Here is a 13,550-nt window from a genome sequence, read left to right on the forward strand (position 1 = left end):
CCGCAGGGCGTCGGTGTGCCCCCGCCGGGCGTGATCGCACCCGGGCAGGGCGTCGCCGTGCCGCCACAGGGGGCTGCCGTACCCCCGCAGGGTGCCGCCGTACCCCCGCAGGGCGTGTCCGTGCCCGCTCCGGGTGGGCTCGGGCAGAGTGTGCAGGCCGTTCTTCCGGGGCAGGCGCCGGTCCAGGCCGGGCCGCAGGGCGCGCAGCCGTTGCCGCGGCTGAGCGGTGCCGCGCCGGAGCCGCAGGCCTCCGCCGGGCAGCCGCTCCCCGCCGAGGCCGCGGCGGGGCCGAACACCGCCGGTCCGGTCCCCGCCCCCGCGCCGCAGCCCTGGCCCGCCGCCGACGACACCTCGGGAGCCGGTGTCGCCGTACCGCAGGCCGCCGCGCAGCCCGGCACTCCGGCGCCGGGCACCCCGCTGCCCCCGGAGGGCATGCCGCGTGCGGCGCAGCCGCTGCCCGCCGAGGCCGGGGCGCCCGCCGATCCCCACTCGACGCAGGGGCGGGCGATCAGCGTGCGGACCCTGGGCCAGGGCGTGCCGTTCAACCGGCAGGCGGCCCAGGTCCAGCAGCCGTCCGCGACGCCTCCCCCGCACCAGCCGGGTGGCTCCGGCCGTCGCCGCAAGCTCGGCACCCCGCCCGACCCGGCCGCCCGTACCGAACAGGCGGCGCGTCCCGAAGCGGCGTCCCGTCCCGATCAGGCGCTCCGCCCGGAGCAGGCCGCCCGGCCCCATCCGGCGGCCGAGCCGGTGCCCACGCCGGTCCCGGCGCAGGTGCCCGCCCAGGTCTCCGCGCCCGTTCCGGCGCAGCCGTCCCTCGCCGGCCAGTCACGGCCGGCGCAGACGACCGAGGGCGGCGGGCGCTCGTACGCCATAGGCGCCCCGGACGAGAACGCCGCCGAGGGCCCCGAGCCGCTGGACGGTCCGGGCGGTGCCGTCGAGGTGGCCGATCCGCCGCGCCCGCAGCCGATGGACGACGAGTTGCCGCCGGAGCCGCTGGACAACCCGCGGCGGCTGCTGGTGTGGCCGGCGCCGGACGTCAGCACGCAGCAGGCGCTGAGCGACCGCGGCTACCGGCCGGTGATCGTGCACTCGCGCGAGGAGGTCGACGCGCAGATCGCTGCCTTCCCCGCGGCACTGTTCGTCGACCCGCTGACCGGTCCGATCACGCGGACGGCCCTGCAGTCGCTGCGGCAGGCCGCCGTGGCCGCGGAGGTGCCGGTGCTGGTCACCGCCGGTCTCGGGCAGGCCTCGCGGGACGCGGCGTACGGCGCCGATCCGGCGGTGCTGCTGAAGGCGCTGGCGCCCCGGGACAGCGAGCAGCACCCGCCGCGCGTCCTGCTCGTCGAGGAGCACGCGGAGATCGCGCTCGCGCTGACGGCGACGCTGGAGCGGCGCGGGATGCAGGTCGCGCGGGCCGCGAGTGACGCGGACGCGGTGGCGCTGGCCGGGCAGTTCCGGCCGAACCTGGTCGTCATGGATCTGATGCAGGTGCACCGGCGGCAAACCGGGTACGCCGGGATCATCGACTGGCTGCGGGCGAACGGGCAGCTGAACCGCACCCCGCTCGTCGTCTACACGGCCGCCGTCGACCAGGCCGACCTGCCGCGGCTGGCGTCGGGCGAAACGGTGCTCTTCCTCGCCGAGCGGTCCACCAGCGGCGAGGTGCAGTCCCGGATCGTCGAACTGCTCAGCCGGATCGGCAACAACTAGCCTCCGGGGCCCTCGGGCTCAGCGCGCCGTGAGTCTGCGCGCCGCCTCCTTCACCGAGGCGCGCAGGCGGTCGCGGTCGGTCGCGTCGTCGCCGACCAGGATGCGCCGCATCTGCGGGACGACGGCGGTCCAGTTGGCGAGGGCGGTCAGCAGGAAGAGCAGGTCGGCCGCCGGGATCGCGTCGGTGACGACGCCCCGGCCCTGGCCGTCCTTCAGGGCGGCGACCTTGCGGCGGTAGTGGTCCTGGCGGTCCGACTCGTGGGGCAGCTCGGCGCTGCCGTACTCCAGGCCCTCCCAGAAGAGCAGGCGCAGCAGCTCCGGATGGTCGGCGTGGTAGTCCATCAGACGGTCGATCCAGCTCTCCAGGTCGTCCGGGTCGACGGGCACGGCCTCGGCGAGGTGGAGCATCTTGCGCTCCAGGACGATCGCGAAGAGCTCCGCCTTGTTGCCGAAGTAGGCGTAGATGAGCTGCTTGTTGGCCTTCGCCTCGGCGGCGATGCGGTCGATGCGGGCACCGGCGATGCCGTGCCGGGCGAACTCGGCGACCGCCGCCTCGAAGATCCGGGCCTTGGTGGCCTCGGGGTCCCTTGCTGCCATGCGAAGAGGGTAGCGCGCCAGGTAACCAACCGTTTGGTTGACAGGAATGAACGGGCCGCCCATGCTGTTGGGCAGTTCGCCAACCAACCAGTTAGTTGTTAGATCCGACTCCAAGGAGTCCTCCCCTCATGTCGTCAGCGACGTCGTCAGCGGCCACGACCGCACCCCACCGCACGGCCCCCGCGCGACGGGACCGCACGCCCGCCCCCGGCCTCTTCCTCACGTTGATCGCCGTGTGCAGCGCGGTGACCGCCGCCAACATCTATCTCGCCGCTCCGCTGCTCTCCCTCATGGCCCGCGACTTCGGCTCGGCGCCCTCGGCCGTCGCCTGGATCGCCTCGGTCGCGCAACTCGGCTACGCCGTCGGCCTGCTGTTCTTCGCCCCGCTCGGCGACAGCGCGAACCGGCGCCGGCTGGTGGCCGGGCTGACACTGGTCACCACGGTCGCGCTGCTCGCCAGCGCGGCCGCGCCGGGCGTCGGGGCGCTCGCGGTGGCCGTCTTCGTCGCCTCGGCGGCGACGGTGATCCCGCAGCTGCTCGTGCCGCTGGTCGCCGAACGCGCCCCCGCACACCGGCGGGCCCGGCATGTCGCGGCCGTGATCGCGGGCCTGTTCACCGGGATCGTCGGGGCCCGGGTACTGGGCGGTCTGGCCGGGCAGGCCTTCGGCTGGCGCTGGGTGTTCGCGGGCGCGGCCGTGCTCACGCTCGCCCTGGGGCTGGCCACCGCCTCCGTCCTGCCCTCGCGGCGACGCGGGACCGGTTCGCTGTTCTCGGGCTTGGCGGCCCTGCCGTCGGTGCTGCGCAGCTCGTCCGACCTGTGGCGGGCCTGCGTGCGGCAGGCCGGCATGTTCGGTGCGTGGAGCGCGCTGTGGACGTCGCTCGCGCTGCTGCTGACCGGGCCGGCGTACGGGCTGTCCACCGCGGCGGCCGGGCTCTTCGGACTGTTCGGGCTCACGGCGACGGCGGTGGCGCCGCTGGCCGGCGGGCTGGTGGACCGGTTCGGCGCGACCCGGGTCGTGCGGTCGGCGTATCTGCTGGCCGCCGTGTCGGTGCCGCTGTTCTGGCTGGGCGGGCACGCGCTGGCCGCGCTGTTCGCCGCCGCCGTCCTGATCCACGCGGCGCTGGTCGCGTCGCATGTCGCCAACCAGACCCTCGCCCTGACCGCGACCTCCACCCCGGCCACCGCCAACACCGCCTACGTCGTCGCCGGTTTCGCGGGCGGCGCGGCGGCGTCGGCCCTCGCGGGAGCCGCGTACAGCCACTTCGGCTGGGGCGGGGTGTGCGGGGTGGCGGGAGTGTGGCTGGTGCTGGGGTGGGGGCTCAGCTGGCCGCGGCGGTGAGGGCATGGTCGTGGCGGGGAGTCTCCCGGACGTGCCCATGCGGCGAGGAGCCCCCGGCAGACGCCGGGGGCTCCTCGCCGCGGTCAGGTCAGGTCAGGTCAGGGACGTGACGTCCAGCTCGCCCTGTGCGTACTGCCTGCGCAGCACCTTCTTGTCGAACTTGCCGACGCTGGTCTTCGGGACCGACTCGATGACCGTCCAGCGCTCCGGGAGCTGCCACTTGGCGATCTTGCCCTCGTCGGCGAGGAAGGCGCGCAGGGTCGCGAAGGTGGCGGTGGCGCCCTCCTTGAGGACCACCGTGGCCAGGGGGCGCTCGCCCCATTTGTCGTCGGGGACGGCGACGACCGCGGCCTCGGCGACGTCCGGGTGGGACATCAGCGCGTTCTCCAGCTCCACGGAGGAGATCCACTCACCGCCGGACTTGATGACGTCCTTGGCGCGGTCGGTGAGGGTCAGGTAGCCGTCGGGGGAGATGGTGCCGACGTCGCCGGTCTTGAGCCAGCCGTCCTCGCTGAACTTGTCGGCGGGGCGCAGCGGCTCGGCGTCGGGGCCGTTGTAGTAGGCGCCCGCGATCCAGGCGCCGCGCACCTCCAGCTCACCGGCCGACTCGCCGTCCCACGGAAGGCGTTCCCCGCCCGGGCCGGTCAGCCGGGCCTCGACGCCGGCCGGGAAACGGCCCTGGGTGAGGCGGTAGGCGAACTCCTCGTCCGTGCCGACCGCGGCGGCCGGGGGACGGGCGACCGTGCCCAGCGGGGACGTCTCGGTCATGCCCCAGGCGTGGCAGACCCGCATGCCCAGCTTGTCGAAGGCCTCCATCAGCGACGGCGGACAGGCCGAGCCGCCGATGGTGACCTGGGTGAGGGAGGAGACGTCCCGGGGGTGCGCGGTGAGCTCCGCGAGCAGGCCCTGCCAGATGGTCGGGACGGCGGCGGCGTGGGTCGGCCGCTCGCCCTCGATCATCGCGGCGAGCGGGGCCGGCTGCAGGAAGCGGTCCGGCATCAGCATGTTCACGCCGGTCATGAACGTGGCGTGCGGCAGGCCCCAGGCGTTCACGTGGAACTGGGGGACCACGACCAGGGAGGTGTCCTGGTCGGTCAGGCCCATCGACTGGGCCATGTTGACCTGCATGGAGTGCAGGTAGATGGAGCGGTGGCTGTAGACCACGCCCTTGGGGTCGCCGGTGGTGCCGGAGGTGTAGCACATCGCGGCGGCCTGGCGTTCGTCCAGCTCGGGCCAGTCGTAGGAGGTCGGCTTCCCGGCGATCAGGTCCTCGTACTCGTGGACCTGCGCGGTCGCCTCGGCGAGCGCCGAGCGGTCCCCGGGGCCGGTGACGACCACGTGCTCGACGGTCTTCAGGTGCGGCAGCAGCGGGGCGAGCAGGGGGAGCAGCGAACCGTTGGCGATGATCACGCGGTCGGCGGCGTGGTTGACGATCCAGGCCAGCTGCTCGGGCGGGAGGCGGAGGTTCAGGGTGTGCAGGACCGCGCCCATGGACGGGATCGCGAAGTACGCCTCGACGTGTTCCGCGTTGTTCCAGGCGAGGGTGGCCACGCGCTCGTCGGCGGTGACGCCGAGGTCCTCCCGCAGCGCGTGGGCCAGCTGGGCCGCTCGGGCGCCGATCTCCGCGAAGGAGCGGCGGTGCGGTTCGTCCTCACCGGTCCACGTGGTCACCTGCGATGTCCCGTGGATCGTCGACCCGTGGGTCAGGATCCTCGAGATCAGCAGCGGTACGTCCTGCATGGTGCTCAGCACGGCGTCCTCCCGGGGCGACATTGCCTACGCGGTGGTAAGGGTCGCGCTGATTCTGCGCACATACCACGCGGTATGTCACTAGGACCGGGTGATCGATCACATCACGCCATGCGGGCGGAACAGCTCACGGCGGGGCCGGACGGCGTTCTGCCGGGCCCCTGACCGGGCAGGACACCGGACGTCACGGGCGGGCGAGCCCCAGCTCGGCGTCCTCGCGCAGCTTGCCCAGGGCCCGGGACACGGCCGACTTCACCGTGCCCACCGACACGCCGAGCACCTCGGCCGTCTGGGCCTCGCTGAGGTCCTCGTAGTACCTGAGGACCACCATCGCCCGCTGCCGGGCGGGCAGCCGCATGATCGCCCGCCACATCGCGTCGCGCAGCGCCTGCTGCTCGGCCGGGTCGTCACCGCCGGGCACCGGGTCCGGCTCGGGCAGCTCCTCGCAGGCGAACTCGTCGACCTTGCGCTTGCGCCACTGCGAGGTCCGCGTGTTCAGCAGCGCCCGGCGCACGTAGCCGTCGAGGGCACGGTGGTCCTCGATGCGCTCCCAGGCGACGTACGTCTTGGCGAGCGCGGTCTGCAGCAGGTCCTCCGCGTCGCTCGGGTTTCCGGTGAGCGAGCGGGCGGTACGCAGCAGCACCGGCTGGCGGGCCCTGACGTACGACGAGAACGACGGGTACGGAAGGGTCTGCGCCGTGGGTGCGGCCGCCTTCGAAGCGCTCGTGCAGACGAGTGTGGTCATGGCTCAACGCTATGAGCGGGGCGGTGCCGGGCGGATCGGCCGCAGGTCCCGAAGCGGGGTCCCCCTCAGGTTGTAGGGGTGGGGGTGACTCCACCTCCTGTAGGTGGAGCGGCAAGAGCCGCGTACTGCGGGTTCACCCCTGGGGGTGTCGGTCAGGACGAGTCCGGACGTGGGGACGCCCGTGCCCGCTGTGACCAGGACCGAGCGCGAGAAAACGCCTGCGCGGCGGTACCGGAAGCACCGCCGCTCAGACGCTTGTCACCCCTTGAAGCACACCCCACCCGGACGGCGGGCCGGCGCACCGGCCCGCTCAGCTCACCACCACAGCGGGGCGAAGCTGACGGCGGTGTTGGCGTTGCCCTGGTTGACGGCCGTGAACGCCGAGCCGTTGACCTGGGCGGTGTTGCTCTGGTTGGCGGCGCCCTCACCCACGGCCTGCTGCTGGGTGGTCGCCGCGTTGCCGAAGTTGTCACCGCCGACGCCGCTGCCGAGGATGCCCTGCTCGGCCCCGGTGACGGCCGCGATGGATCCGTTGCCCGCGAGGGCGCCGTTGTCCGCCGCCGCGACGCCGGCGAGGGCGGCGACCGCGAGCGGAAGGGCGGAGACGGCGGCGATGACGCGGGCGGTACGGATGCTTGCCATGTTGTTGTCCCTCCAGGACTTCGGAACCGTGCGCACGGGCTCATGGCCGTGTGTGCGCCGACTGCTGCTCAAGTACTGCTGCCACCAGGGAAGTCGGCCGGCCGCCCTGGCTTTCCGTGCGACGTCGCGAGTCCAGAGTTGCCCACCGGAACCCCGGCGAACCATCCCGGAAGCCACCATTCGCACGCAAGCGTGATGACAAGTCGATAAACCCCTTCGCTTCACTTCCGTCCCGAACTGGAGCGGAAAGGGGCGTTCGAACCCGGGTGCCGCAAGGGAGGAACGTTCCCGCACTTTTCGGGCACAGCAGCCCGCTCCGGCGCGTCGGGACCGCTCCCCCTTTTCTTTTTCGAACGTACGTACGAAACTGGAGCCATGGCCACCACCGACCGGCAGGCCACCACGCTGGCCCTCGCACACGCCCTGTCAGCCGCCGAGCGCGGGCTGGCCGTCATCCCCCTGTCGCGCACCAAGCTGCCCGCGCTGCGCTCCCCCCACCGCGACGACCCCACGCCCTCCCCCTGCCACGGCGAGTGCGGCCGCCTCGGCCACGGGGTGTACGACGCCTCCAGCGACCCGGGCCGCATCCGCGCACTGTTCGCCGCCGCCCCCTGGGCGACCGGCTACGGCATCGCCTGCGGCCTGCCCCCGCACCATCTGATCGGCATCGACCTGGACGTGAAGACCGGCACGGACTCCTCGGCCGCCCTGCGCGAGCTGGCCCTGCGGCACCTGTTCACGATCCCCCCGACGGTGGTGGTGCTGACTCCGTCGGGCGGGCGTCACCTGTGGCTGAGCGGCCCGCCCGACATGGTCGTCCCCAACTCCGCGGGCCGCCTCGCCCCCGGCATCGACATCCGGGGCGCCGGCGGCTACCTCGTCGGCCCCGGCTCCCGCACGGACCGGGGCGTGTACGCCGCCGCGCCCGGCACCGCCCACCTGCCCCCCGCCCGCTGCCCGCGCTCCCTGCTGCGGCTGCTGCTCCCGCCACCCCGCGCCCACCACCCCACACCCGCGACGGCCGGCGGACACGGCGAGGGCCTGGTCCAGTTCGTCCTGACCGCGCACGAGGGCCAGCGCAACACCCGCCTGTTCTGGGCGGCCTGCCGGGCCTACGAGGAGGGAACCGGCCCGGCTCTCGTGGCCCCCCTGGTCGAGGCGGCCCTGAACACCGGCCTGTCCGAGCGTGAGGCCCGCGCGACGATCGCGTCGGCGGCCCGGATGACGGGACACCGGCCCTGACCCGAGCCCTGTCCCTGAGCACCGGAAGACCCCCATGCACCCGTACGGCAACACCCCGGCCATGGCGCTCGCCCGCCTCGTCCTGGCCTCGGGCCGCTCGGTCGACCTCGCCGAGCTGCGCCTCTCGTCGACCTACGGCGACCTCCCGGCGGGCTACCCCTGCAAGCCGGTGAACGACCTGCGCATCGCCCGCCTGGTGCGCGCCGCCGAGCGTGCCCGTCCCGGCACGCCGGTCCATCTGGTGCCGCCCGCGCGCGAGTACCCCGACCAGTACGCGGGCGGCCTCGGGCCCGTGGAGGTGCTGCCGCCCGTGGCCTGCCTGGGCACCTTCCAGTCCACGGCCCTGGACCCGGCCCGCGACCCGGTCGCCTACCGCTCGCGCCTGGTCGTCGTCTGGTTCCAGGCCACGCCCCGCCTGCCGTCCGGCTGCGACGCGGAACCCGCGCTGCGGGACCTCGACTGGGCGGCCCTGGCCCGGGACGCCCGGACCGCCTCGTAGGGTGGTCCGATGAGCGCCTCCCGCACGGAACTGCTGCGCGATCAGTTCGAGTTGACCTGGCGGTTGTTCGAGTACCACCTGGAGCGGCTGGAGCCGGAGGACTTCCTCTGGGAGCCCGCGCCGCACTGCTGGACGATGCGCCGGGCCGCCGACGGCACCTGGACCCCGGACTGGGCGGACACCGAACCCGACCCGGTCCCGGTGCCCACGATCGCCTGGGTGAGCTGGCACATCGGCTGGTGGTGGAGCGTCGCCCTCGACCACGCGCAGGGCCGCCCGCCCCGCGACCGCGCGGACGTCGTCTGGCCCGGCGAGGGCACGCCGACCGTCACCTGGCTGCGGGACCTGCGCACCCGGTGGCTGGCGGTCCTGGACGGCCTGGACGAGACGGACCTGGACGCCACGGCCCCCTTCCCCTGGCCCGGCGATCCCCGCTACACCGTGGCGCACATGGTGGCGTGGGTGAACACGGAACTGACCAAGAACGTGAGCGAGATCGGCCAGCTGCGGCTGCTGCGGGTGGCCTCCGCGGTACGTCAAAATCACTAACAGCACGTCTGTGACCTGCGAGAAGGCGGTTCGTTGAAGCGGGCATGCGAATGCGTCTGCTCTCCCGTGCCGCTGTGCTGCTGCTCGCCCTCGTCGTCCTCCAGGGCGGTTCGCCCGCCCTGGCCGGTGAGGGCGGCGGCGGTGACAGCCGGTCGGGCTCCATCGATCCGCTCACCCCGTTCGCGCAGGGCGCCTCGGCCCTCGCGAGCATGGCCCAGCCGTTCTACACCGCCTTCAGCCAGGCCGTCTCGCCGCCGCCGAGGGCCTGATCCGGCGGCGCCGCGCCGCACATGTCATCGTGAGGGCATGAGCATCGACGTGCGCCCCGCCACGGACTTCGAGGACGTCCGCGCCGTGCTCGGCCCGAAGTCGCCGACCGCCAACGTCTGCTGGTGCCTGAGCTACCGGATCCCCTCCAAGCTCAACAACGAACTGCGCGGCCCGGCCCGCGGCGCCTACGTCGCCGAGCTGTGCCGCGCGGACGTGCCCCCGGGCGTGCTCGCCTACGACGGTGACGAACCGGTCGGCTGGGCCGCCGTCGCCCCGCGCGCGGACACCTCCTTCGCCCGCAACCGCAGGATCCCGCACATCGACGACCTGCCCGTCTGGTCGCTGTGGTGCGTCCGGGTCCGCCCCGGCCACCGCAAGCAGGGCATCTCCCACGCCCTGATCGCCGGCGCCGTCGACTTCGCCCGGGCCCACGGGGCGCCGGCGATCGAGGCGTACCCCCTCGACAACGGCGACGCCAGGGTCGACCTGACGATGGCCTACGCCGGTCTGCGCGGGAACTTCGAGCGCGCCGGCTTCACCCTGGCGGCGGCCACCACCTCGGTCCTGGCCGGTCATCCCCGGGTCCTGATGCGGCTCGACCTGCGCTGAAGAAAGGCCCGACCGCTGGCGACGGGGGATGCACCAGCGGTCGAGCCATGGCCAAGGGTAACAAGCGCTTGTGCTCGGCGAGCCGACTGACCGTCAGAACGTCGTACTTGTGACTCGTTTCACTCAACTTCCTTGAAAAACTTGCCTGTTGGGCAAAACGGGGCTCATTCGTCGCACGGCGGATCGTAGGAGAGGCGGGACAGGTACGCGCGCCAGGTGTCCGGCGTCAGCACGCCCCGGGTCATCGCGCAGATGCGGTCCACCGCCCGGTCGACGTCCAGGTCCCAGATCCGGATGGTGTCGGCGCCGCTGGACACCCCGAGCATGTGGCTGCTGGGGCTGAACGCCAGGAAGTTGCCGGTCTCGGCGCCGGGGCTCATCGACTGGCCGATCGCGGTGGCCCCGGCGGGGTCGGCGACGTCCCACAGCCGGACGGTGCTGTCGTTGCCGCCGCTGGCCAGGGTGCGGCCGTCCCGGCTGAAGGTGAGGGACACCACCGCTTCCGTGTGGCCGGTGAGGCGCTTGTCCTGGGAGGCACGGGCGGGGTCCGTGACATCCCAGAGGCGGACGGAGGTGTCGTCGCCGGCGCTGGCCAGCGTCCGGCCGTCGCGGCTGTAGGCGAGGGCGTTGACGGCTCCGCGGTGTCCCCGGAGCGGGGTGCCCATCAGGGTGATCCGCGCCGGGTCGTCCGCGTCCCACAGCCGGATGGTGCCGTCCGCGCTGCCGCTGGCGAGCGTGCGGCCGTCGGGGCTGAACACCAGGAAGTTCACGTACCCCTTGTGACCGGTGAGGGGCGCGCCGAGCGGCCGGGGACGGGACGGGTCGGCGATGTCCCACAGCCGGATCGTGCGGTCGTCGTGGGCGGTGGCCAGCACGCGCCCGTCCGGGCTGAAGGCCAGCGGGTCGGCGTACCGGATGCGCAGGGGGATGGAGGAGCGGTACGGAACAGGGTGCTCCGGATCGCTGAGGTTCCACAGCCGCACGGTCCGGTCGCCCGTCACGGCCGCGACGGTGCGGCCGTCCGGGGAGAACTCCAGGGTGCGCACACCGTCCTTGCCCGGCCGGAAGGGCTCGCCGATCCGGACCGGACTGCCGGGCTTCCGCACGTCCCACAGCCGCACCCGGCCGTCCCGCCCCGCCGTCGCGAGCACCCGCCCGTCGGAACGGAACGATCCCGTCCGTCCGGTCATGTCCGACCTCGGCAGCGCCCACAGGCGGACCTTGTTGTCACCCGTGCCGGTGGCGAGGGTGCGGCCGTCGGGGCTGAAGCCGAGCGCGTACATCTCGCCGCTGCTGCCCGCCAGGGGCCCGCCGACCTGTGACGCGTACGCCGGATCACCGACCTTCCACAGGCTCGCGGTGCTGTCCGCGCTGGCGGCGGCGAGCATGCTGCCGTCCGGGCTGAACGCCACGGACCAGATCGGGCCGGTGTGGCCGGTGAGCGGCGCTCCGATCTGCTCCGGACGACGAGAATCGGCCATGTTCCACAGCCGGACGGTGTTGTCCTCGCCACCGCTGGCGAGCGTCCTGCCGTCGGGGCTGAAGGCCACGGTGTGCACGAGGGCGCCGTGGCCGGTCAGCGGCGCGCCGAGCCGCTGCGGACGACCGGGGTCGGCCACGTCCCACAGCCGGATCGTGCCGTCGTCGCCCCCCGCCGCCAGCGTCCGGCCGTCCGGGCTGAACGCCACGGAGCGCGCCGCGGCCGTGTGCCCGGTCAGCGGCTCGCCGCGCGCCCGCGGCCGGCGCGGATCGGCCACGTCCCACAGCCGGACGGTGCGATCGTCGCCCGCGGAGGCGAGCGTGCGGCCGTCCGGGCTGAAGGCGATCAGGTAGATCGTGCCCTCGTGGCCGGTCACCGGCGCGCCGAGCCGCTTCGGACGGCCCGGGTCCGTCACGTCCCACAGCCGGATCGTGCCGTCGTCGGCGGCGCTGGCCAGCGTCCGGCCGTCCGGGCTGAACACCGCGCTGCTCACCCAGCTGGTGTGGCCGGTCAGCGGTCCGCCCAAGGGCTTGGGGCGCCGGGGGTCGGACACGTCCCACAGCCGGACGGTCCGGTCGTAGCTCGCGGTGGCCAGGGTCGTGCCGTCCGGGCTGAACGTCGTGAGGTAGACGGCGCCGGTGTGGCCGATGAGGGGGGTGGCCAGCGGGGCGTTCACGACGGACATCAGGCGGCTGTTCGCGCCCTCGTCGTCCGGCCGGAGCCGGTGGGCGACCAGGTCGAGCTGCGCGGACAGCGAGGGATCGGTGTCCTGGACGCGGTCGGCCTGGGCCAGTACCTGCTCGAACACGGCGTCGTCGCGCTGCTTGAAGGCGATGACCGCCGACCCGACGGCCAGCACCGCGAGCACGACCAGCGCCGCCACCGCGCTCCGGGTGATCCACAGGAAGCGCCGGCGCAGCCGGACCGAGGCGGCCAGGAACTCCACCGCGCTGCGGGTCAGGAACGTGTCCCCGGCCGACCTGGCCCAGGTGTGGGCCTGCTCCAGCCGCGAGCCCCGGTAGAGCAGGGAGGTGTCGCGGTCCGACTCCTCCCAGGCCCGGCCGTCCTCCTCCAGGCGCTGGCGCAGCAGGTTGCCCTGGCGGTCCTCGTCGATCCAGTCGCGCAGGCGCGGCCAGGCGTGCAGCAGCGCCTCGTGGGTGATCTCCACGGTCTCCGCGTCCAGCGTCACCAGCCGGGCGCGGACCAGCGCTTCGAGGGACTCCTCGGTCTTGCCGGGGTCGTTCGACTCGTCCGCGAGCTGCCGCCGGGTGCCGCGCCGCCGGGTGGCCTGGGTGTCCTCGCCGAGCCTGACCAGCCGGAGCAGGAGCAGCCGCGCCGCCGTGCGGGCCGCCGGGTCGAGCCGGGACCAGGCCCGCTCGGCGGTCGCCGCGACCGCGCCCTGGATGCCCCCGGCCGCGCGGTAGCCGGCCAGTGTCAGCCGGCCCGCCTTCCTGCGCTGCCAGGTGGCGAGCAGGGCGTGCGACAGCAGCGGCAGCACACCGGCGTCGTGCGCCCCGCGCGGGCCGTCGGCACTGACCTCCCGGACGATGAGCTCGGCCAGGCCCGGCTCCAGCTCCAGCCCGACGGCCTTGGCCGGTCCGGTCACCGCCTCGCGCAGCTCGGCGGCGGTGAGCGGCCCGAGCACCATGTGGCGGTGCTGGAGCGCGTCGGCCAGTTCCGGATACCGCAGGCAGCGCTCGTAGAAGTCCGCCCGTATGCCCAGGACGACGACCGCCGGGGCCGGTTCGCCCGGGCGGGCGGGTGTGCAGGCGGCGTGCAGGACCTGGATGAAGGCGCGCCGCTCCGCCTCGTCCGGGCAGAGAGTGAACGTCTCTTCGAACTGGTCGACGATGACGACCGGGCGGGCACCGGCGGGGGCCTCGCGCCGGGCCCAGGCGGTGACGGCGGCGCGGACGGCGTCCGGGAGGAGAGGGGCGCGGGTTTCCTCCGGCTCCGCCGCGGCCCGCCCGGCGCTCACCGGGACGACGAGCTCCAGCTCCGGTATCCGCCGGATCAGCTCCGCGAGCGGATCAGCACCCGGTACGAGCTGCACGACCTGCTCGACCCGACGGGGACCACCGGCACGGTGACCGCCGTGATCGGCTCGGCTGTGATCGG

General features: G+C 74.0%; 12 protein-coding genes. 7 read left to right on the forward strand and 5 right to left on the reverse strand.

Features of this window, described 5'->3' with window-relative positions; genetic code table 11:
- A partial coding sequence (locus tag RIN80_RS22805) for a response regulator (protein ID WP_375141781.1) occupies positions 1-1,710 on the forward strand: 1,710 nt, incomplete at its 5' end.
- Positions 1,711-1,728: 18 nt separating this feature from the next.
- On the opposite strand, the gene RIN80_RS22810 is transcribed toward RIN80_RS22805, so the two are convergent.
- Positions 1,729-2,307, reverse strand: a complete 579-nt coding sequence (locus RIN80_RS22810; RefSeq protein ID WP_309097507.1) for a TetR family transcriptional regulator — start codon at positions 2,305-2,307, stop codon at positions 1,729-1,731.
- A gap of 128 nt (positions 2,308-2,435) precedes the next feature.
- On the opposite strand from RIN80_RS22810, the gene RIN80_RS22815 reads away from it, so the two are divergent.
- On the forward strand, positions 2,436-3,647 hold the full coding sequence (locus RIN80_RS22815) for an MFS transporter (RefSeq protein WP_309097508.1): 1,212 nt from the start codon (positions 2,436-2,438) through the stop codon (positions 3,645-3,647).
- Between the two features lie 93 nt (positions 3,648-3,740).
- On the opposite strand, the gene RIN80_RS22820 is transcribed toward RIN80_RS22815, so the two are convergent.
- The 3 genes from RIN80_RS22820 to RIN80_RS22830 form a co-directional block, all read right to left on the reverse strand.
- Positions 3,741-5,420 carry a long-chain fatty acid--CoA ligase gene (locus RIN80_RS22820; protein ID WP_309097509.1) on the reverse strand — a complete coding sequence of 560 codons (1,680 nt, stop codon included), beginning with the start codon at positions 5,418-5,420 and terminating at the stop codon, positions 3,741-3,743.
- A 160-nt stretch (positions 5,421-5,580) separates the two neighbouring features.
- Complete coding sequence (locus RIN80_RS22825; protein ID WP_309097510.1) at positions 5,581-6,141, reverse strand: SigE family RNA polymerase sigma factor; 561 nt, start codon at positions 6,139-6,141, stop codon at positions 5,581-5,583.
- Between the two features lie 315 nt (positions 6,142-6,456).
- Entirely contained in the window at positions 6,457-6,783 is a 327-nt protein-coding gene (locus tag RIN80_RS22830) for a hypothetical protein (RefSeq protein ID WP_309097511.1), read from the reverse strand.
- A gap of 375 nt (positions 6,784-7,158) precedes the next feature.
- Between RIN80_RS22830 and RIN80_RS22835 the strand changes: the two genes are divergently transcribed.
- From RIN80_RS22835 to RIN80_RS22855, 5 genes are all read left to right on the forward strand, one after another.
- Positions 7,159-8,025, forward strand: a complete 867-nt coding sequence (locus RIN80_RS22835; protein ID WP_309097512.1) for a bifunctional DNA primase/polymerase — start codon at positions 7,159-7,161, stop codon at positions 8,023-8,025.
- A 61-nt stretch (positions 8,026-8,086) separates the two neighbouring features.
- Positions 8,087-8,524: a hypothetical protein gene (locus RIN80_RS22840; RefSeq protein WP_309097517.1), complete on the forward strand. Its 438-nt coding sequence runs from the start codon at positions 8,087-8,089 to the stop codon at positions 8,522-8,524.
- 9 nt (positions 8,525-8,533) lie between these two features.
- On the forward strand, positions 8,534-9,073 hold the full coding sequence (locus tag RIN80_RS22845) for a DinB family protein (protein WP_309097513.1): 540 nt from the start codon (positions 8,534-8,536) through the stop codon (positions 9,071-9,073).
- 44 nt (positions 9,074-9,117) lie between these two features.
- Positions 9,118-9,342: a hypothetical protein gene (locus RIN80_RS22850; protein WP_309097514.1), complete on the forward strand. Its 225-nt coding sequence runs from the start codon at positions 9,118-9,120 to the stop codon at positions 9,340-9,342.
- Positions 9,343-9,379: 37 nt separating this feature from the next.
- Positions 9,380-9,952: a GNAT family N-acetyltransferase gene (locus RIN80_RS22855; RefSeq protein WP_309097515.1), complete on the forward strand. Its 573-nt coding sequence runs from the start codon at positions 9,380-9,382 to the stop codon at positions 9,950-9,952.
- Positions 9,953-10,116: 164 nt separating this feature from the next.
- Here RIN80_RS22855 and RIN80_RS22860 read toward each other — a convergent pair whose 3' ends face one another.
- Positions 10,117-13,485 (reverse strand): WD40 repeat domain-containing protein, encoded by a 3,369-nt coding sequence (locus RIN80_RS22860; protein ID WP_375141782.1) that lies wholly within the window; start codon positions 13,483-13,485, stop codon positions 10,117-10,119.
- Between the last annotated feature and the right edge of the window lie 65 nt (positions 13,486-13,550).

Origin of the sequence: Streptomyces sp., from assembly GCF_031181705.1 — a bacterium.
GTDB lineage: Bacteria > Actinomycetota > Actinomycetes > Streptomycetales > Streptomycetaceae > Streptomyces.